This is a genomic window from Rhizobium sp. 18065 (assembly GCF_902706095.1).
Classification (GTDB): domain Bacteria; phylum Pseudomonadota; class Alphaproteobacteria; order Rhizobiales; family Rhizobiaceae; genus Allorhizobium.
On sequence record NZ_CACSJP010000004.1, the window covers coordinates 184,234 to 204,477 of the forward strand.

General features: G+C 61.2%; 20 protein-coding genes. 16 read left to right on the forward strand and 4 right to left on the reverse strand.

Annotated features, from left to right (window positions below):
• The first annotated feature begins 39 nt into the window (after nt 1-39).
• The 6 genes from iolC (at nt 40) to GVK95_RS12100 (ending at nt 6,466) form a co-directional block, all read left to right on the forward strand.
• Nucleotides 40-1,968, forward strand: a complete 1,929-nt coding sequence (gene iolC / locus GVK95_RS12075) for a 5-dehydro-2-deoxygluconokinase (RefSeq protein WP_159949877.1) — start codon at nt 40-42, stop codon at nt 1,966-1,968.
• Nucleotides 1,965-3,785 (forward strand): 3D-(3,5/4)-trihydroxycyclohexane-1,2-dione acylhydrolase (decyclizing), encoded by a 1,821-nt coding sequence (gene iolD / locus GVK95_RS12080; RefSeq protein WP_159949879.1) that lies wholly within the window; start codon nt 1,965-1,967, stop codon nt 3,783-3,785. The genes iolC and iolD overlap by 4 nt, the downstream gene beginning before the upstream one ends.
• Nucleotides 3,786-3,787: 2 nt before the next feature.
• A complete protein-coding gene (iolE, locus tag GVK95_RS12085) occupies nt 3,788-4,681 on the forward strand; it encodes a myo-inosose-2 dehydratase (RefSeq protein WP_159949881.1) in 894 nt (297 codons plus the stop codon).
• Nucleotides 4,682-4,787: 106 nt separating this feature from the next.
• Nucleotides 4,788-5,075 carry a hypothetical protein gene (locus tag GVK95_RS12090; RefSeq protein WP_159949883.1) on the forward strand — a complete coding sequence of 96 codons (288 nt, stop codon included), beginning with the start codon at nt 4,788-4,790 and terminating at the stop codon, nt 5,073-5,075.
• The gene (gene iolB / locus GVK95_RS12095) at nt 5,035-5,850 is read left to right on the forward strand and encodes a 5-deoxy-glucuronate isomerase (RefSeq protein WP_159949885.1); all 816 of its coding nucleotides are present in this window, start codon (nt 5,035-5,037) and stop codon (nt 5,848-5,850) included. The genes GVK95_RS12090 and iolB overlap by 41 nt, the downstream gene beginning before the upstream one ends.
• A gap of 100 nt (nt 5,851-5,950) precedes the next feature.
• On the forward strand, nt 5,951-6,466 hold the full coding sequence (locus GVK95_RS12100) for a DUF3833 family protein (RefSeq protein ID WP_159949887.1): 516 nt from the start codon (nt 5,951-5,953) through the stop codon (nt 6,464-6,466).
• A 31-nt stretch (nt 6,467-6,497) separates the two neighbouring features.
• Here the strand turns inward: GVK95_RS12100 and GVK95_RS12105 are convergent, their stop codons facing one another.
• The 3 genes from GVK95_RS12105 to GVK95_RS12115 are packed head-to-tail and all read right to left on the reverse strand — an operon-like array spanning nt 6,498 to nt 9,899.
• On the reverse strand, nt 6,498-7,709 hold the full coding sequence (locus GVK95_RS12105) for a TIGR03862 family flavoprotein (protein WP_159949889.1): 1,212 nt from the start codon (nt 7,707-7,709) through the stop codon (nt 6,498-6,500).
• Nucleotides 7,710-7,717: 8 nt separating this feature from the next.
• Nucleotides 7,718-8,893: an aminotransferase gene (locus GVK95_RS12110; RefSeq protein ID WP_159949891.1), complete on the reverse strand. Its 1,176-nt coding sequence runs from the start codon at nt 8,891-8,893 to the stop codon at nt 7,718-7,720.
• A 19-nt stretch (nt 8,894-8,912) separates the two neighbouring features.
• Nucleotides 8,913-9,899 carry a LysR substrate-binding domain-containing protein gene (locus tag GVK95_RS12115; protein ID WP_159949893.1) on the reverse strand — a complete coding sequence of 329 codons (987 nt, stop codon included), beginning with the start codon at nt 9,897-9,899 and terminating at the stop codon, nt 8,913-8,915.
• 168 nt (nt 9,900-10,067) lie between these two features.
• On the opposite strand from GVK95_RS12115, the gene speB reads away from it, so the two are divergent.
• The 10 genes from speB to GVK95_RS12165 all read left to right on the forward strand — a co-directional run bounded on the left by speB (nt 10,068) and on the right by GVK95_RS12165 (nt 18,030).
• Entirely contained in the window at nt 10,068-11,123 is a 1,056-nt protein-coding gene (gene speB, locus GVK95_RS12120) for an agmatinase (RefSeq protein ID WP_159949895.1), read from the forward strand.
• Between the two features lie 88 nt (nt 11,124-11,211).
• A complete protein-coding gene (locus tag GVK95_RS12125) occupies nt 11,212-12,018 on the forward strand; it encodes a transporter substrate-binding domain-containing protein (protein WP_159949897.1) in 807 nt (268 codons plus the stop codon).
• A 4-nt stretch (nt 12,019-12,022) separates the two neighbouring features.
• Complete coding sequence (locus GVK95_RS12130; RefSeq protein ID WP_159949899.1) at nt 12,023-12,691, forward strand: amino acid ABC transporter permease; 669 nt, start codon at nt 12,023-12,025, stop codon at nt 12,689-12,691.
• Nucleotides 12,688-13,338 carry an amino acid ABC transporter permease gene (locus GVK95_RS12135; RefSeq protein ID WP_159949901.1) on the forward strand — a complete coding sequence of 217 codons (651 nt, stop codon included), beginning with the start codon at nt 12,688-12,690 and terminating at the stop codon, nt 13,336-13,338. The genes GVK95_RS12130 and GVK95_RS12135 overlap by 4 nt, the downstream gene beginning before the upstream one ends.
• Nucleotides 13,339-13,480: 142 nt before the next feature.
• Entirely contained in the window at nt 13,481-14,491 is a 1,011-nt protein-coding gene (locus GVK95_RS12140) for an ABC transporter substrate-binding protein (protein WP_244618756.1), read from the forward strand.
• 146 nt (nt 14,492-14,637) lie between these two features.
• Nucleotides 14,638-14,883 carry a type II toxin-antitoxin system prevent-host-death family antitoxin gene (locus GVK95_RS12145; protein WP_159949905.1) on the forward strand — a complete coding sequence of 82 codons (246 nt, stop codon included), beginning with the start codon at nt 14,638-14,640 and terminating at the stop codon, nt 14,881-14,883.
• Nucleotides 14,880-15,314 carry a type II toxin-antitoxin system VapC family toxin gene (locus GVK95_RS12150; RefSeq protein WP_159949907.1) on the forward strand — a complete coding sequence of 145 codons (435 nt, stop codon included), beginning with the start codon at nt 14,880-14,882 and terminating at the stop codon, nt 15,312-15,314. The genes GVK95_RS12145 and GVK95_RS12150 overlap by 4 nt, the downstream gene beginning before the upstream one ends.
• 33 nt (nt 15,315-15,347) lie before the next feature.
• Entirely contained in the window at nt 15,348-16,382 is a 1,035-nt protein-coding gene (locus tag GVK95_RS12155; protein ID WP_159949909.1) for an ABC transporter ATP-binding protein, read from the forward strand.
• Nucleotides 16,379-17,233: an ABC transporter permease gene (locus GVK95_RS12160; RefSeq protein WP_159949911.1), complete on the forward strand. Its 855-nt coding sequence runs from the start codon at nt 16,379-16,381 to the stop codon at nt 17,231-17,233. The genes GVK95_RS12155 and GVK95_RS12160 overlap by 4 nt, the downstream gene beginning before the upstream one ends.
• Complete coding sequence (locus GVK95_RS12165; RefSeq protein WP_159949913.1) at nt 17,230-18,030, forward strand: ABC transporter permease; 801 nt, start codon at nt 17,230-17,232, stop codon at nt 18,028-18,030. Before GVK95_RS12160 ends, GVK95_RS12165 begins: the two co-directional genes overlap by 4 nt.
• A 12-nt stretch (nt 18,031-18,042) precedes the next feature.
• Here the strand turns inward: GVK95_RS12165 and scpA are convergent, their stop codons facing one another.
• The gene (scpA, locus tag GVK95_RS12170; protein ID WP_159949915.1) at nt 18,043-20,178 is read right to left on the reverse strand and encodes a methylmalonyl-CoA mutase; all 2,136 of its coding nucleotides are present in this window, start codon (nt 20,176-20,178) and stop codon (nt 18,043-18,045) included.
• Between the last annotated feature and the right edge of the window lie 66 nt (nt 20,179-20,244).

A 20,244-nucleotide genomic window follows, 5' to 3' on the forward strand; every position in this document is an offset into this window, starting at 1 on the left:
GAGGCTTCGAGACCTCGCGACCGTCAGGGAGGTTTCAGCGTGGCATCACTCGATCTCATCACGATCGGCCGATCATCCGTGGATTTGTACGGCGCCCAGGTGGGTGGGCGGCTGGAAGACATGGCCTCGTTCAACAAGTATATCGGCGGTTCTCCGACCAATATCGCTGCCGGCACGGCTCGGCTCGGCTTGAAGTCGGGCCTGATCACCCGGGTCGGCAATGAACATATGGGCCGGTTCATCCGCGAGCAGTTGGTGCGCGAGGGGGTCGATGTGCGCGGCGTGGTCACCGATCCGGAACGGCTGACGGCGCTTGTTCTTCTGGGCATCCGAGACGAACACCAGTTCCCGCTGATCTTCTACCGCGAAAACTGTGCCGACATGGCGCTGAGCGAAGACGATATCGATCCTGATTTCGTTTCAGAGTCGCGTTGTGTCTGCGTCACGGGAACGCATCTGTCCAATCCGCGCACCGAACAGGCCGTGCTGAAGGCGCTGGAGATTGCTCGCCAGCATGGCGGTCTGACCGCGCTTGATATCGATTATCGTCCCAATCTCTGGGGTCTCGCCGGGCATGGCGACGGCGAGAGCCGTTTTGTCGAATCCGCCAAAGTCACGGCCAAGCTGCAGTCGACCCTGCATCTGTTCAACCTGATCGTCGGCACGGAAGAGGAGTTCCACATTGCCGGCGGCTCGACCGATACGATCGAGGCGCTGAGGGCCGTTCGCCAGGTCTCGCCCGCCACCCTGGTCTGCAAGCGCGGACCGATGGGCGCAGTCGTGTTCGAGGATGCCATTCCCGACAGTCTCGACGAGGGGCAGACCGGAGAAGGTTTCCCGATCGAGGTGTTCAATGTGCTTGGCGCCGGCGACGGCTTCATGTCCGGCCTGCTCAAGGGCTGGCTGACTGGCGAAGACTGGCCGACATCGCTGAAGTTCGCCAATGCCTGCGGCGCCTTCGCCGTCTCCCGCCATGGCTGCACGCCGGCCTATCCGAGCTGGGAAGAGCTGCAGTATTTCTTCAAGACCGGCATTCAGAACAAGGCGCTGCGCAAGGACAAGGCGCTGGAACAGGTGCATTGGTCGACCAACCGCAAGGGCGACTGGTCGACAATGCGGGTGTTTGCCTTCGACCATCGCATGCAGCTTGAAACCATGGCGAAGGAAGCCGGTGTTACCGACGGCCGGATCGGTGAGTTCAAGAAGCTTTGCCTGAAAGCTGCGTTGAACGTTTCGGGCAGCAAGCCCGGCTATGGCATTCTCTGCGACAGCCGCGTCGGTCGCGATGCGCTTTATGCCGCCAGCGGAACAGGTCTGTGGATCGGCCGTCCGGTCGAATGGCCGGGTTCGCGACCTCTGACACTTGAGCCGGAGATCGGTCCCGATTTCGGTGGGCTCAACGAATGGCCGGTCGAAAATGTCGTCAAGGTCCTGTGCTTCTATCACCCCGACGATACGGCCGAGATGAAGGCCGAGCAGGAGCAGACGGTCATCCGCCTCTTCCACGCCGCGCGGCGCAACAATCTGGAATTCCTGCTTGAGATCATTCCATCGAAGGTCGGACCGGTCGATGACCATACGGCTGCCACGATCATCGAGCGTTTCTATGAAATCGGTGTCTATCCGGACTGGTGGAAGCTGGAGCCGATGAAGACCAAGGCATCCTGGGCCAATGCCTGTGCGGCCATCGAACACAACGATGCCTATACGCGCGGTATCGTCGTGCTCGGGCTCGATGCACCGCAGGCGGAACTGGAGGAGAGTTTCGCGCTGGCGGCCGGGTTCGATCTGGTCAAGGGCTTTGCCGTTGGCCGGACGATCTTCGGCGATGCCGCGCGCAAGTGGTTGTCGGGCGCGATCAGCGACGGCGAAGCAGTGGAGGATATGGTGCAGCGCTATCGCAGTCTCTGTGAGATCTGGGACAAGGCTCGCAACGGAGCAGGCGCGGCCAAGGGAGAGACGGCATGAAGACGGTCAGACTGACGGCGGCACAGGCGCTGGTGCGCTATCTCGCCAACCAATATAACGAGCATGGCGAAACCTATATTGCCGGCATGTGGGCGATTTTCGGTCATGGCAATGTTGCCGGTCTCGGCGAGGCGCTGCACGGCATTCGCGACGAGTTCCAGACCTATCGCGGTCAGAACGAGCAGTCGATGGCGCATGCCGCGATTGCCTATACCAAGCAGATCGGCCGTCGCCGCGCGATGGCGGTGACCTCCTCGATCGGTCCGGGCGCGCTCAACATGGTGACGGCGGCGGCACTCGCCCATGTCAATCGTCTGCCGGTCCTTTTCATTCCGGGCGACGTGTTCGCCAATCGCGGTCCGGATCCGGTGCTGCAGCAGATCGAGGATTTCGGCGACGGTACGATGTCCGCCAATGACTGCTTCAAGCCGGTCAGCCGTTATTTTGACCGGATCATGCGTCCCGAACAGCTGCTGACGGCATTGCCACGGGCGCTACGCACGATGACCGATCCGGCCGATTGCGGCCCGGTGACGCTGGCCTTCTGCCAGGACGTGCAGGCGGAAGCCTATGGCTATCCGGAGAGCTTCTTCGACAAGAAGGTCTGGCACCAGCGCCGTCCCGAGCCTGACGCGCATGAATTTGCGGAAGCCGTTGCGGCGCTGAAGGCTGCCAAGAACCCGATCATCGTTGCCGGTGGCGGTGTGCATTTTGGCGGTGCGACCGAGACGCTGAAGGCTTTCGTCGAAAAGCACCAGATCCCGATCGTCGAGACACAGGCCGGCAAGTCGGCGCTGGCCTGGGATCACGCTCTCAATTTCGGACCGGTCGGCGTGACCGGTGCCGAGAGCGCCAATGCGATTGCTGAAAAGGCCGATCTGGTCATCGGTGTCGGCACACGGTTCCAGGATTTCACCACCGGCTCCTGGGCGCTGTTCAAGAACCCTGATCGCAAGATCCTGGCGCTCAACGTTCAGCCCTATGACAGTGCCAAGCATGAGGCGATCCCGCTGACCGCCGATGCCAAGGTCGGCCTTGAGAAGCTGAGCAAGGCCCTCGGCGACCATCGCTTTGGTGCGCCGGACAGCAGCCTGAAGGATAGCTGGTTTGCCAAGGCCGATGCGGTCACTGCTGCACCGACCGACGGCAACCAGCTGCCGACCGACATGCAGGTAATCGGCGCGGTGCAGCGATCCTCGCGCGACAATACGGTGGTGATGTGTGCGGCCGGCACGATGCCGGGCGAACTGCATCAGTTGTGGAAGGCCAAGCTGCCGCTGTCCTATCACATGGAATACGGCTTCTCCTGCATGGGGTATGAAGTGGCCGGTGGTCTCGGCATCAAGATGGCCGAGCCCGATCGTGACGTCATCGTCATGGTCGGCGACGGTTCCTACATGATGATGAATTCGGAACTCGCCACTTCGGTTGCCATGGGGTTGAAGATCACCCTGGTGATCACCGACAATCGTGGTTACGGCTGCATCAACCGGCTGCAGATGGGCACCGGCGGCGCCGAGTTCAACAATCTCTATGCCCATACGAATGTGAACCCGATCGCCATCGATTTTGCTGCCCATGCAGCCTCAATGGGGGCGGTGTCGCACAAGGTTGCATCGATTGCCGAGCTGGAAAAGGCGCTCGATGCCGCGCGCGAAAGCATGGCCACGACGGTGATCGTTATCGACACCGACCCTTATCCGACGCCCGATGCCGGTGGTTACTGGTGGGATGTCGCGGTGCCGGAAGTCTCGGTCCGTCCGGAAGTCAACACGGCGCGTGCCGCCTATGAAGCATCGCTCAAGGAAAGAACGTAATCATGATCCTGTTTGGTACCAATCCGATTGCCTGGACGAATGACGATGATCGCTCGCTCGGCGCCCATATCAGCCTCGACCAGTGCCTGGACGAGACCGCCAAGATCGGTTTCGACGGCATCGAGAAGGGCCACAAGTTCCCGCAGGACCCGGCCGGTCTCAAGGCGGTTCTTGAGCCGCGTGGCCTGCGCTACGTTTCCGGCTGGCATTCGCTCAACCTTTTGACCCATTCGATCGAGGATGAGAAGGCGGCAATGCAGCCGGCGCTCGACCTGTTGAAGGCCATGGGTTCGAAGGTGATCATCGTCTGCGAAACCTCGAACGCCATCCACGGCGCCGACGACACGGCCGTCAATGATCGCCCGATGCTTGCCGACGCCGACTGGGCGGCCTTCGGCGCTGGTGTCGAGGCGCTTGCCGAGTATGCGGCAGCCCAGGGCATCACACTGGTCTATCATCACCACATGGGCACGATCGTCGAAAGCCCGGCTGAAATCGACAAGCTGATGGCCCATACCGGTCCGCATGCCAAGCTGCTGCTCGATACCGGCCATTGCCTGTTCGGCGGCGGCAATCCGGAAGAATTGGCGAAGAAATACATGGGCCGCGTGGGTCATATCCACGCGAAGAATGTTCGTCCGGTGATCGCAAAGCAGGTTCGCGACGAAAACCTCTCCTTCCTCGAAGGCGTGCGCCGCGGCGTGTTCACGGTTCCCGGTGACAGCGAAGGCGGGGTAAATTTCCCGCCGGTGCTCAAGCTGGCTGCCGAAAACGGCTATCAGGGCTGGATCGTCATCGAGGCCGAGCAGGACCCGGATGTGCGCAATCCGTTCGAATACCAGAGCCTCGGTCTGAAATCGCTGAAGGCGATGGCCAAGGATGCCGGCCTGAACTGACTGACGCTATGGATGAAGGCAGTGCCGATGGACTGCCTTCTCCTTTGACACACTGCAGGTTTGCGGACTACTGCAGATCAGTTTTCCGCGACCTCCAGGAGCCGCCGTGCAGATTCTCGACCCGAAGCATCCGTTTTTCAAGCCTCTCTGGCGGCGCATCCTGACCGTACTTCTGCCGGCAGCATGGGGCGGTGTCGAGCTTTACAACAATGCCATGGGCTGGGCCGTCGTGTTCTTCGGCGCTTCTGCTTTCGCGGCATACGAATTGCTGTTCATGTACGGCCACACAATTGCGAAAGCCAAGGCGGCTGAGGAGGCCGCCAGGGCTCGACAGGAAGACGAGGGAGATGACGATGACGGATCTGCTCCGCAAGCCGGTGGCCAAGACCGGTAAAGTTCACGATATCACGCCGGCGAGCGCCAATTGGGGCTATGTCGGCTTCGGGCTCTATCACCTGAAACCCGGTGAAAGCGCATCGGAACAGACCGGCGAGACAGAAGTCATTCTCGTTCTCGTCGAGGGCAAGGCGACGGTGTCCGGCGGGGGCAAGGATTTCGGCGAACTCGGCGACCGCATGAATGTCTTCGAAAAGAAGCCGCCGCATTGCGTCTATGTGCCGGCCGGCTCCGACTGGTCGGCGAGTGCGACCACCGACTGCGTGCTCGCCATCTGCACGGCGCCGGCTATGCCCGGTCGAGAAGCCCAGCAGATTGGGCCGGACGGCATTGCCTATGTCCAGCGCGGCAAAGATGCCAATACCCGCTATATCTATCCGATCGCCATGGAGGACCGTAACGTTGCCGACAGCCTGCTGGTGACGGAAGTGTTCACTCCGTCCGGTAATTGGTCGTCCTATCCGCCGCACCGGCATGACGAGGACAATTATCCCGAGATGACGTATCTTGAGGAGACCTATTATCACCGGCTGAACCCGGCCCAGGGCTTCGGCTTCCAGCGCGTGTTCACCGAGGACGGTTCGCTGGACGAGACCATGGCGGTGTCCGATGGCGACGTGGTGCTGGTGCCGAAGGGCCATCATCCCTGCGGCGCGCCCTATGGCTACGAGATGTATTATCTCAACGTCATGGCAGGCCCTTTGCGCAAGTGGCGCTTCGAGAACCATCCGGATCATGACTGGATCTATCAGCGCGACAATCCGCCAGCCTGATACGGGCCGAACACCGCGACGATTTTGACAGGAGCAGTCCAAACCGCTCGCGATCATTCTCCGTATTGGATGCAAGATGCGCCAATCATGGAGATTTAATATGTCCAAAGTCGGTTTTGCCCTTTTCGGGCTGGCCCTGAGCCTGATGCCGTCCGCAGGCAATGCTGCGGACGCCTTCACCTTCGAAGACTATTTCACAGGACGAACAGAGGCGGTGGGATCGTTCAGGGCGATCAATGGCGTCAAGCGCAGCTTCACCGTCGATCTGACCGGCAAGTGGGATGGCAAAACCTTGACGCTGCGCGAGGATTTCGTCTTTGATGACGGCACGAAGGATCGCAAGACCTGGCGTTTCGTCAAGACCAGCCCGACGACCTATTCCGGCACCCGCGAGGATGTAATCGGCGAGACAAAGGTGACGCTGAACGGACCGGTGGCGAAGTTCAATTATCTGGTCTATCTGGATTCAGCCAAACAGGCGAACAAGGTGCATTTCTACGATAAGATGGTCTTGCGCGCTGATGGCACTGTGCTGAATACCGCGCTGGTCACCAAGTTCGGTTTTCCGGTGGCCAAGACCACGGTCGAGTTTCGCAAGCCGGGCCAGAAGAAATAGACAATGTAGAACTGAGCGTTGCGGATGCCACTCAGTTGGCGGCAAGCCATGCGTCGATGCCGTTTGCCGCCGCCTTGCCGGTGGCGAAACACGCGGTCAGCAGATAGCCGCCGGTTGGCGCTTCCCAATCGAGCATTTCGCCGGCAGCAAAGGCGCCGGGCAGGGCATTCAGCATGAAATGGGGATCGACTGCGTCAAAGGTTACACCACCGGCAGACGAAATTGCCTCTGCGATCGGACGTGGTCGGATGATCCGTAGCGGCAGGGCCTTGATCAGGCTTGCCAAGGCATCTGCCGGCAACCGGTTTGCGTCCGGCGCGACTTCGCGCAGCAGTGCCGCCTTGACGCCGTCGAGACCGGTCGCTTTTTTCAATCGCGTCGCAAAACTTGCCTTTGCATCCTGCCTCTCCAGATCGCGGGCAATGCGGGCATGATCGCGACCGGGTGCGAGATCGAGCGACAGAACGGCTTTTCCGGTTTCGATCAGCGCATCCCGTAGAGCGGCCGAATGCGCATAAATCAGGCTACCCTCAATGCCGCCGCGGCTGATGACGAATTCGCCCTGCGTGGTTCCGGCTGCGGACGTTGCCTTGACGGATTTGACCGGCTCGCCGGAAAAACGGGCATCGAATATCTCGCTGAAATCACAATCGAATCCGCAGTTGGCCGGCAGGAGATCGCGGATGGCGACGCCTTGTTGGCGCAGGAGCGGAACCCAGGCGGCATCCGATCCCAGCCTTGGCCAGCTAGCGCCTCCGAGGGCAAATAGCGTCGCGTCGGGTTCGATCTGGGCAGGACCATCTGGCGTTTCGAATGTCAGGGCCTTGCCGGCAAAGCCCGTCCATCGATGGCGGGTCAGAATGTCGACACCTTGCGCTTCCAGCCGTTTCAGCCAGGCGCGCAGCAGCGGAGAGGCCTTCATGGCTGTCGGGAACACGCGCCCCGAAGTGCCGACGAAGGTTTCCGTGCCGAGTTCCGCTGCCCAGGTGCGGAGATCATCCGGTGTCATCAGATCCAGCGCGCTTCGCAGCCAATCGTTGGCCGCGCCAAAGCGGGTGACGAAGCGGGCATAGTCTTCGGCATGGGTGATGTTGAGCCCGGATTTTCCGGCCAGCAGAAACTTGCGCGCAACCGTCGGCATGGCCTCGTAGACGGTCACGGCATGGCCTTTCTGGCTCAGCGTTTCCGCCGCCATCAGGCCCGCCGTTCCGCCGCCGACAATTGCAATCTGCCGCTTGCTCATCCCGGATCTCAGTCGAGGGTAAAATTGACGAGACGCGCCGTCAGGCCGCGGATCGTATCGCTATCGGCATTGGCGAAGGCGAAACGCAGATAGTCCTGCTGACCCTCGCCGAAATAGGCGCCGGGAATGCAGAGAATGCCGGCGCGTTTTGCCAGTTGTTCCGCGACCCGTGCCGAAGGCTGCCCTTCGAAAGGATGGCGGATGAAGGCGAAATAGGCGCCGATCGAGTCCATTTTCCATGCCGGCAATTCGGCCATCACGCCCTTCAGCGTTTCGGCGCGGGCAAGGATTTCGGCGCGATTGAGCTCGCGCCAATCCCGTAGGGCAGGGATGGCGCGGGCAACGGCTGCCTGTGGTGCGCGTGGGGCGCAGATCTGCAAATTGTCCATGACCTTGGCGATTTCGGCAACGGCGCGCGGGCCGGCGGTGATCGCGCCAAGCCGATGACCGGGAATGCAGAAGGACTTGGAGAAGGAATAGAGCAGGATCAGGTTGTCTTCCCAGCCGGGGACGGACAGGAGGTCGTGCGGGTGTTCGTGGCCGGGCAGGAAGTCGCGATAGGTCTCGTCGAGAATGAGGAAGGCGCCGGCGCTGCGGCAAGCCTCAAAGATGTCGCGCAGCAGGCCTGCCGGATAGATCGCGCCGGTGGGGTTGTTGGGCGAGACGAGTGCGATCGCCTTCACACCTTTTGCCAGAACGGCGTGCACGCCATCGAGGGTCGGAACGAAGCCGGTTGCGGGATCCAGTGGCAGGAGTTCGCGACGGATGCCCAGCATTCCGAGCGTCGTTTCCTGATTGAAATAGAAGGGTTCAGTGAGGCCGACGCTGTCGCCATTGCCGGCGAGCGCCATGGCGGCGGCTATGAAGGCCTGATTGCAGCCGGCGGTGATGTGGATGTTGTCGAGGGTGACATTGGCGCCATAGATCGCCTGCTGCTCGGTGGCATAGGCGGTGCGCAATTCAGTCTCGCCCTCGATCGGGCCGTAGCCTGCATAGGCGCGGGATCCGGCGGATTCGGCAAGCCATGCCAGCATGTCGGGATGTGGCGGATAGCCGGGCACTGCCTGCGAGAGATCGATCAGCGGTCCGCATTTGCCATCATAGGCGCGGCCCCAGGCGAAGACCGAAGGGACGGGTGGGGGCGAAAGCTTGGAAACGAGTGGATTGAAGGAGGCTGCGGGCATTGTGTCGATCCTTATGCGGTCATTCCCCGTCTTCAACAGACTGGGGGCTGGTTGCGCGGCGGCGTGGTGTCGGGACGATGGTGCGGGTGGTCGGGCGGGCGATCGGTCGTGGCTGTACGGCCCGTTCCGTTTCGATGGTGTCGAAAAGCCAGTCGATGAAGACCTTGGCGATCGGTGCGCCGCGGACTTCGTTGCGGGCAGCGACATAAAATGCGTCGGCTGCAGGCACAGCCAGATCGAAGGGAATGATCAACTCACCGGCGGCGATCAGGCTTGAGGCGGTGATGCTGTCGCCGAGGGCAACGCCCTGGCCATGGCGTGCAGCCTCGGTCGACAGCCTTGCATCGCCCATGAAATGTTCGCGTGGATGCGGCATGTCCAACTGGTCGGCGGCGGCGAGCCAACTGCGCCATTCGCGGCCGTCATCGCCATGCAGCAGAACATGATCCTGCAGGTCGCGTACCGAGCGCAGAGGCCTTGTGTTCAACAGTGTCGGGCTGACGACCGGGAAGAGGTCGAACGTGCTCCACAGCCTGGTCCAGCAATCGCGCCAGCCGCCGGCGCCGTAGAGGATGGCGATATCGATTTCCGGCGAATAGATCAGGTCAGCATCGTTGCTGGAGGTCAGCGTCAGGCTTATTTCCGGATAACGCTCGGTGAAGGAGCCCATGCGCGGCACCAGCCAGAGGGCCATCAGAGCCGGCACGCAACTGATGCGCAGATTGCCGCTGGTCGATGGGCGGTCGAGCAAAGCAGTCGCGGCCGCAATGCCGTCGAATGCCTGACTGACGGCGGGCAGAAGCAGTGCGCCCTGCGGGGTCAGCTTCAGGCGCTTGCCGCCACGTTCGAAGAGTGTCGTTTTCAGCGTCTCTTCCAGACTCTTGATCTGATGCGAGATGGCGCCATGTGTTACATTGAGCTCGCGCGCTGCGGCCGAAATCGAACCGCGGCGTGCTGCCGCCTCGAAGGCGCGCAAGGGATTCAGCGGTGGCAGGCGGTTGGCCATGGTGCCCATTCATTGTGAATTTTTCTCATATAGAATGCTATAACATCGTGAATTGATTTTCCAAGAGGCTTGCGGATTAATGCTCACAATAAAGGCAGCGAAAACAGCTGCCGTAAAAACAGCCTAGGTGGCGGCGTCTGTTGCCACTCCAAAGCAGGGAACGGTTTCATGGCATTCGACGCGGAAAAACTTGCTGCACTTCGGGCAAAATACGGTGAGAGCCGCAATGGCGAGATATTCGACGCCGACTTCAGCAAGGTCGGCGACAAGATCTTTTCCAAAGGCACGCGGGCGGCACCTTTCTCGGGCCTGCCGACCTTTCTGTCTGCGCCTTACCGCGAGATGGCTGCACAGGATCCCGATTTCGGCGACCTGCAGGTGGCGATCACCGGCGTTCCGATGGACCTCGGCGTCACCAATCGACCGGGATCACGTTTCGGGCCGCGTGCCTTGCGGGCGATCGACCGGATCGGTCCCTACAATCACGTTCTCGGCTGCGCGCCGGTGCATGAGCTCAGGGTTGCCGATATCGGCGACGTGCCGCTGCGCAGCCGCTACCGGCTGGAAACCGCGCACGAGGACATCGAGCGCCGCTTCAACCAGATCGTCGATGCCGGCGTCACGCCGCTTGCCGTCGGTGGCGATCACTCGATCACCTATTCCATCCTGAAGGCGGTCGGCAAAAAGGCGCCTGTCGGCCTCATCCATATCGATGCCCATTGCGATACCAGCGCGCCGTTCGAGGATACCAAGTTCCATCACGGCGGACCGTTCCGCCAGGCGGTGCTCGACGGCGTTCTCGATCCGACGCGCACCATCCAGATCGGTATCCGCGGTTCGGCCGAATATCTCTGGGAGTTCACCTACGAATCCGGCATGACCGTGATCCATGCCGAAGAGGTGACCGGGCTCGGCATGCCGGCGATCATCGAAAAGGCGAAGGCGATCGTCGGCGATGGTCCGACCTATGTTTCCTTTGATATCGACAGCCTGGATCCGAGCTTTGCACCGGGCACGGGCACGCCGGAAGTCGGCGGTCTGACGACCCGCGAGGTGCTGGAACTGCTGCGCGGCCTGAAGGGCATCAACGTCGTCGGGGGCGATGTCGTCGAAGTCGCGCCGCAATATGACGCGACCGCCAATACCGCGCATGCCGGCGCGCAGGTGCTGTTTGAAATCCTCAGCCTGATGGTCTTCAGCCCGCATTTGACCGGCAGACGCTGACATTGCATTCCCGCTGATCGAAAAGGTTGGCGGCTGGCGGCCGGATTGCCCGCATCACCCAAAGCAATGTCCGATAAAGGGGAATAAAATGAAAACCAAAATCGCAGTGAAATCGACGGTCGCCGCCATGCTTCTGCTGGGCGGTGCCGTTCTGGGCTTCGCGTCTTCCGCCAATGCGGACGCGATCGACGACATCACCAAGGCCGGCGTTCTCAATGTCGGCGTGTTTGCCGATTTCCCGCCTTTCTCTTCGGCCAGCGCCGATATGAGCCTGAAGGGTTATGACATCGATGTCGCGCAGTATATTGCCGACGCTCTGAAGGTGAAGCTGGTTCCTGTGCCGATTACCGGCCAGAACCGCATTCCGTATCTCACCGAAAAGCGCGTCGATATGCTGGTCAGCGTCGGCTATTCCAAGGAACGCGCCGAAGTCATCGATTTTGCTGCAGCCTATGCGCCGTATTACATCGCGGTAATCGGCCCGGCGGCCATGGAGATCAAAGGCAAGGAAGACCTCGCCGACAAGAGCATCGCCGTTAACCGCGGCACGCTGGAAGACACGTCGCTGACGGAAGCAGCGCCCAAGTCTGCCGACATCAAGCGCTTCGACAACTACAATTCCGTCATCCAGGCCTTCATTTCCGGCCAGACCGACCTGATGGTGGTTGGCAACGACGTCGGCGCGCAGGTTCTGGCCCGCCAGGAAGCCCTGAAGCCGGAGCAGAAGTTCCAGCTTCTCACCTCGCCATCGCATATTGCCCTCAACAAGGGCGAAGAACGCCTGAAGACGGCAATCAACGATGCGGTCGCCAAGATGCTGGCCGATGGCAAGCTGAACGAAAGCTCGGAGATGTGGCTGAAGACGCCGCTCAATCCTGAAAACCTGAAGGATTGATCCTTTGGGCTATCAGCTCGATTTCGGCTGGCTCACCGACGCGATCCACCTGATCGCGCAGGGTGCAGCCATGACGATCTTCCTGATTGCGGTGTCGGCGGTTGCCGGCATCGTTCTCAGCGTGCTGGGGGCTGCCGCCCGGCGCAGCCGGCATGCCGTGCTGCGGCGTATGATCGGTGCCTATGTCGAGTTGATCCGCAACACTCCGTTTCTGGTGCAGTTGTTCTTTATATTCTTCGGCCTTCCAAGCCTTGGCATTCGTCTCGATCCGGTGGCTGCGGCGATCCTTGCGATGACGCTGAACATGACGGCCTACACGACGGAGATCGTTGGAGCCGGTCTCGATGCCGTGCCCAAGGGCCAGAAGGAAGCGGCCCTGTCGCTCGGGCTTCGCCCGCGGCAGGTCTTCTTCAAGATCGTGCTGCCGCAGGGACTGAAGGTGATCTTTCCGGCGCTGACCAGTCAGATCGTCATCATGATGCTGGAATCGGCCGTTGTCTCGCAGATTGCCGTGCGCGAACTGACCTATGAAGCAGATATGCTGCAGGCGCGGACGTTTCGTGCCTTCGAGACCTATTTCGTCGTGACGCTGGTCTATCTGGGTCTCAGCATCGGCCTGCGCCGGCTGCTGGTCGCCGGTGGCAACCGGATGTTGGCGGGAGGTGTCACGTGATCGAGTTCACCTTCTGGGATATCGTCCGCAATCTTCTGCTGGCGGCGCGCTGGACCGTGCTCCTGTCTGTCGTCGCCTTTGTCGGCGGAACGGTGGTCGGTATCGCCATTCTGCTGATGCGGATTTCAACGCGGCGCGTCTTCAGGCGGTTTGCGGAATATTATATCGGCCTGTTCCAGGGCACGCCGCTGTTGATGCAGCTGTTCCTGCTGTTCTTCGGCCTGCCGCTGATCGGCATCCGGATCGAGGCATGGACGGCCGCCGTTATCGGCCTGACACTCTGCGCCAGCGCGTATCTTGCCGAGATCTGGCGCGGCGGCGTCGAAGCGCTGCCGCTCGGGCAATGGGATGCCGGGAGCAGTCTCGGTCTGCACTATATCGCGCAGTTGCGCCTGATCGTGCTGCCGCAGGCGTTTTCGATCACCCGGGCACCGACGGTCGGCTTCCTGGTGCAGTTGATCAAGAACACCGCGCTGACCTCCATCATCGGGTTTGAGGAACTGGTTCGGACCTCGAACGCGATCAACAATGCGACTTTCGAGCCCTTCAAGGTTTATGGCATGGTCGCATTGATCTATTTTGCCCTGTGTTTTCCGCTGACGCGGTATGCGCGGGCACTTGAACTCCGTGCCGCCAAATACGGATGATGTCGGCACATACTTCTTCTAAAAACGGGAACAGGCCAAAGGCCAAAAAACAAGGAGACGCATAATGAAGGATCTCATCAACGCTTCCATCAGCCGCCGCGGCGTGCTGGCCGGGTCGCTGGTTGCAGCCGGCACGCTTGCCATGCCGTCGATCCTGCGCGCGCAGGACAAGTCGCTGAAGGTCGGCGTCTATGGCGGCTACTTCAAGGATTCGTTCGACAAGAACATCTTCCCGGACTTCACCAAGGCAACCGGCATTGCGATCGAATCCATCGCAGAGCCGACCGGCGAAGCCTGGCTCGTGCAGCTCGAGCAGGCCGCAAAGGCCGGCCAGGCGCCGGCCGACGTTTCGATGATGTCGCAGGTTTCCATGCTCAAGGGCCAGGCGACCGAGCTCTGGGCGCCGATCGACATGGCGAAGCTCAAGAATGCTTCCGGCCTGATCGACCGTTTCGTCAACAAGTATCCGGACGGCCGTGTCGCCGGCGTCGGGGCCGTGGCCTGGTACATCACGCTGGTCACCAATACCGATGTCTTCAAGGAAGCGCCGACCTCCTGGGAAGCGCTGTGGGATCCGGCCAATGCCGACAAGCTCGGCCTGCTCGCCCTGGTATCGAATTCCTTCCTGCTGGAAGTGACGGCGAAGACTTTCTTCGGCGGCACCAATGCGCTGGACACGGAAGAGGGCATCCTGAAGGCGTTCGAAAAGCTCGCGGAAGTGAAGCCGAACGTGCGTCTGTGGTACCGCGATGAAGCGCAGTTCGAGCAGTCGCTGAAATCGGGTGAAATCCCGATGGGCCAGTATTACCACGACGTCACGGGCCTTGCTGCCGCCGATGGGCAGCCGGTCCGCTCGACCTTCCCGAAGGAAGGCGGCATCCAGGACAGCGGTTGCTGGGCGCTGTCGCGTGCTTCGACCAAGACGGAAGAGGCGCATATCTTCATGGACTACATGTGCCAGCCGGCGATCCAGGCGACCCTGTCGCGCAAGGTCGGCACGGCGCCGACCGTCAAGCGTGAGCTGCTCGACCTGACCGATGCGGAATTTGCGTCTGTATCGTCCGACATCGAGCCGATCACGCCGCGCTACGATCTCTACCAGACCAAGTCGGATTGGCTGAACCAGAAGTGGACCGAACTGATCGTTGGCTGAGATTGAAAGAGGTCCGCTCTGCGTCAACTTTCCCTCTCCCCGCTTGCGGGGAGAGGGTGGGGTGAGGGGTAGAATTGCGGCAAGGCTTTTGCGGCATCTCCAGGCACGTGATAAGATCATCGGATGCAGCTAACGGAGACAATCTCATGGCGACGGTCAGCGTGCGGGATGTGAATACGGATCTTTCCGAACTGGTGGACGAGGTGATCAAGGGCGGCAGCGTAACGATCACCCGCGACGGAAAGCCGGTGGCGGAGTTGGTGCCGGTGGCAAGTGAGGGGACGAGCGACAAAGAACAGAAACCCAATTTGGTCGATTTTCTCAAAAGTTTCCCTGAGCCCGGGATGGTTTTCGAACGCAATCCTTCGCCTAGCCGAGATCTCGATCTTTGAGCGGCTATCTGCTCGACACCAATGCGGTTTCGTTGCTCTATGACGGAAGGGCTTCGCAGCAGTTTGAAGAGTGGCTGAGGCAGCGCTTTCTGGAAAATGTACTGTATCTTTCCGCCATCACTGTGCTTGAGATCCAGAAGGGGATCACGAAGCTCGAGTTGGTCAAGAACGGCAACCCCATTCGAGCACGGCAAGTGCAACTCTGGTTGCAAACGCTCATCGAGCAGTATGCGGACAGCATTTTGATGGTGGACACTGAAACTGCACTCAACGCCGGACGCCTTGATGGCGCGATGCGCGCAGGAGGGCATAACGGTCAACTCGCCGACATCCTGATCGCCGCAACAGCCAGGGTTCATGGCCTCATCGTCGTTACTGCCAATATCAGAGACTTCGAGCCCCTGGGCGCCGACTGTCTTTCACCTTTTTGAACAACCACTTCCAGGAACGGAAACCAAGAGCGCATGTCCGGACTGATCCTCAACGCTGTCACCAAGCAATTCGGCCCGTTTACCGCCGTTGATCAGGTGCAACTGACCGTGCCGCACGGCACCTTCGTCTGCATGCTCGGACCATCCGGTTGCGGCAAGACCACGCTGCTCAGGATGATCGCCGGGCTCGACCTGCCGACCGGTGGGGAGATCGTGCTCGACGGGCAAGACATCACCCGCATGCCGACGCACAAGCGCAATCTCGGCATGGTCTTCCAGTCGCTGGCGCTTTTCCCGCATCTGACCGTGGGTGAAAACATCGCCTATCCGCTGCGTATCCGCGGCGTTGGCCGCGAGGAGCAGGTGAAGCGCGTCCAGGAACTGCTCGCCATGATCCATCTGACGGGTTATGCCGACCGTCCGGTGAACAAGTTGTCCGGTGGGCAGCGGCAGCGTGTGGCGATCGCCCGGGCGCTGGCGATTTCGCCGAAACTCTTCCTGCTCGACGAGCCGCTGTCAGCGCTTGATGCCAAGCTGCGCGAGGCGATGCAGGTCGAGTTGCGCAAGCTGCAGCAGCAGCTCGGCATTACCACCATCGTCGTCACCCATGATCAGCGCGAAGCCATGACCATGGCCGATACCGTTGTCGTGATGAACGGCGGCAAGATCCGCCAGGCGGCAAGCCCGATCGAGATCTATCGCCGTCCGGCCGACCGTTTCGTCGCCGACTTCATCGGCTCGACCAATCTTCTGCCGCTCAGTGTTCAGGGCGGCAACACGCTGGTCCTCGGCCAACCCGTCTCCGGCATTGCGCCGCCCGCTGGCCAATCGTCCTGCAGCCTTTCTGTGCGCCCGGAAGACATCAGGTTATCGGCACCCGGCGAAGGCCGGTTGACCGGAAGGGTCACCTTCATCCGCGATCTCGGCGGCACGATCGAGACCTTTCTCGACGTTGCCGGCACCGAGGTGGTCGCGGTCTCGACGCCGCGCGAGCGGCCTGTCGTCTCGATCGGTCAGGAGGTCGGCCTGATCATCGATCCGGAAACCGCCGTGGTGCTTGCAGCATGAGACGCGAACCGCCCAAGACAGCACTCGATTATGCGCCGCTCGCCTTTCCGGCAGCCATGCTGATCCTGTTCTTCGTTGTGCCGTTTGCGACGATGATCGCCGTGTCCTTCTTCAAGCGTGATCCGGCCGGCTTCTATTCGACCGCCTTCGTCTTCGACAATTATGCCCGGTTTATTTCCACCTTCTTTGCCGGTGTGCTCGGTTTCTCGCTGATGCTGGCGATTGCGGTCGCCATCGTCTGCGTGGCGCTCGGGCTGCCCTTCACCTATCTGCTGGCACGCATGTCGCGCAAAGCCCAGGTGCTGTGGCTTGTGGCGCTTTTGTCGATCCTCTCCCTGTCGGAAGTCATCATCGGCTTTGCCTGGTCGACGCTGTTTTCGCGCACGGCTGGCATCACCAACCTGCTGGTGATGATCGGGCTGATGGAAAAGCCTGTTGCCCTGATGCCGAATTTCGGCGCGGTGCTGACGGGCATGGTCTATCAGGCGCTGCCCTATACCGTGCTGGTCCTCTATCCCGCGCTCGTCCGGCTTGACCCGACGCTGACGGAAGCGGCCCGCACGCTCGGTGCTTCGCCGATCAAGGCCTTCTTCACTGTCGTGGTGCCCGCCTTGCGCAACACGCTGATCGCCACGCTGATCATGGTGTTCATCTTCGCGCTCGGCTCCTATCTTCTGCCGCAGATCCTCGGCCGGCCGCAGCACTGGACGCTGTCGGTATTGATTACCGACCAGGCGATCTATCAGTCGAACATGCCGTTCGCGGCTGCCATGGCCGTGTTCCTGGTGCTTGTGACGCTCGGCATGGTGGCGTTGACGCTTCTTGTCGGCCGCAAGGGAGAAGCCGCATGAACAAGGTTCTCACCCGCGTCTATTTCACCCTGATCGCGATCTTCCTCGCCGCACCGATCGTCGTCGTCGCCGGCGTTTCGGTGAACGCGAAGCAAAGCCTGAATTTCCCGCCGCAGGGTTTCTCGCTTTCCTGGTATGGGGCGATCTTCACCGATGCCGGCTGGCGTTCGGCGCTGTTTGCGTCGCTGATCCTGGCGCTGACAGCCGCGGCCCTCGCGGTTGCCATCGCGCTTCCACTCGCCTGGTTCCTGTGGCGCAGGTTGGCACCCTGGGCGCAGGTCTTCCAGTTGCTCGGGATTGCGCCTTTCACCCTGCCGCCGGTGATCACGGCGCTTGGGCTGCTGACCTTCTGGGCAACCACGGGTTTCTACGGCCAACCCTGGACCGCCGTTATCAGTCACGCGATCTTCTTTGTCACACTGCCGCTGGTCACGCTGTCGCTCGGCTTTTCGGCCATTGATCGCTCGTTGGTCGAGGCGGCCTCGACCATGGGGGCCGATGACCGGACGATCTTCCGCACGGTCGTCTTGCCGTTGATCATGCCCTATCTCGTCTCCGGCTATGCCTTCGCCTTCGTGTTGTCGCTCAACGAATATATCGTTGCCTACATGACCGTCGGCTTCACCATGGAGACACTGCCGATCAAGATCTTCAACGCCTTGCGCTACGGCTATACGCCGGTCATGGCCTCGGTGACGGTCCTGTTCGTGGTGATGGCGGCGCTGATCTTCGGCCTGGTGGCGCGATTCGGCGACCTGCCAAAACTGCTTGGTGCGAATGCTGCCGACGACAAATAGACGGTCGTAGGCTCAGCTGTTCTTGAGCCTGCCTTCCAGCAGGTCAAGAACAGCGCGGGCGGCATCCATGACATTGGTGCCGGGGCCGAAGACGGCCGAGACACCGTGTTCGATGAGGAAGTCATAATCCTGGCGCGGAATGACGCCGCCGACCACGACGATGATATGATCGGCGCCTTTCGCCTTCAACGCCTCGACCAGTTGCGGGGCGAGCGTCTTGTGGCCGGCGGCTAACGAGGACATGCCGACGACATTGACCTTCTGCGCGATGGCGAGATCGGCGGCCTCATCCGGTGTCTGAAAGAGCGGACCGGCCACGACATCGAAACCGATGTCGCCGAACGCCGAGGCAATCACCTTGGCGCCGCGATCGTGGCCGTCCTGGCCGAGCTTGGCGACCAGCACGCGCGGCTTGCCAGAGACCTTGCTGTAGTCGTTGAGCCGGCCGGACAGGATTTCCATCTCGGGATCGCCTTGATAGGCCTTGCCGTAGATGTCATGCACGACTTCCGGCGTTGCGACATGATCGCCGAAGACGCGGCGCATGGCGTCCGAAATTTCGCCGACGGTGGCGCGCGCGCGCGCGGCCTCCACGGCAGCTTCGAGCAGGTTTCCCTGTCCTGTCCTCGCGACCTCTGTCAGTCGCGTAAGTGCGTTTTCCACCGCATGCGGATCGCGCTGACGTTTCGTCTGCTCCAGTCGCTTGACCTGCGAGATCCGCACGGCGGAATTGTCGATCTGCAGGATGTCGATCGGCGCCTCGTTTTCGAGCCTGTATTTGTTGACCCCGACGATCACCTCCTCGGCGCGGTCGACGGCCGCCTGCCTTCTTGTGGCCGCCTCCTCGATCAGGCGCTTCGGCAACCCGTCGTCGACCGCCTTGGTCATGCCGCCGAGGCTTTCGACCTCTTCGATCAGGGCCCAGGCCTTTTCCGCCAGTTCACTGGTCAGGCTCTCGACATAGTAGGAACCGGCGAGCGGATCGACGACCTTGGTCACGCCGGTCTCGTGCTGCAGGATCAGCTGGGTGTTGCGGGCAATGCGGGCGGAGAATTCCGTCGGCAGCGCAATCGCCTCGTCGAAGGAATTGGTGTGTAGCGACTGCGTGCCGCCGAGCACGGCGGACATCGCCTCGAAGGCCGTGCGCACGATGTTGTTGTAGGGATCCTGTTCGGCGAGCGACACGCCCGAGGTCTGGCAATGGGTGCGCAGCATCAGGCTAGACGCCTTCTTCGGCTCGAATTCCTGCATGATCCGGGTCCAGAGCAGGCGGGCGGCGCGCAGCTTGGCGGCCTCCATGAAGAAGTTCATGCCGATGGCAAAGAAGAAGGACAGGCGCCCCGCAAAATCGTCGACATTCAGCCCTTTGGCAATGGCGGCGCGCACATATTCGCGCCCGTCGGCCAGCGTGAAGGCAAGCTCCTGCACCAGCGTCGCGCCGGCCTCCTGCATGTGATAGCCGGAGATCGAGATCGAGTTGAACTTCGGCATTTCCTTCGCCGTATATTCGATGATGTCGGCAATGATCCGCATCGAGGGTTCCGGCGGATAGATATAGGTGTTGCGGACCATGAATTCCTTGAGGATGTCGTTCTGGATGGTGCCCGACAGCTTGTCGCGCGAGACACCCTGTTCCTCGCCGGTGACGATGAAGTTGGCCAGAATCGGGATGACCGCGCCGTTCATGGTCATCGAGACGGAGATGGCTTCGAGCGGAATGCCGTCGAACAGGATCTTCATGTCCTCGACACTGTCGATCGCAACCCCCGCCTTGCCGACATCGCCTTCGACGCGCGGATGATCGGAATCGTAGCCCCGATGGGTGGCGAGGTCGAAGGCGACGGACACGCCCTGCTGACCGGCGAGAAGCGCCTTGCGGTAGAAGGCATTGCTCTCCTCTGCCGTCGAGAAGCCGGCGTATTGCCTGATCGTCCATGGACGGCCGGCATACATGGTGGCGCGCGGACCGCGGGTGAAGGGCGAGAAACCCGGCAGGCTGTCGAGATGACCGATGCCGGCGAGATCGTCCGCGGTATAGAGCGGCTTCACCGGAATGCCCTCGGGCGTGTTCCAGACAAGGCTGTCAGCCGGACGCTTCAATTCCTTCTCGGCAAGGGCCTGCCAGTCGGCAATGGTTTTCTTGGTCATCCGGTCTTCTCCCTGCTCCGCTTGGACTGCGGGCCGACGGCTAAAGTGTTCCTGTTTGCCCCTTAC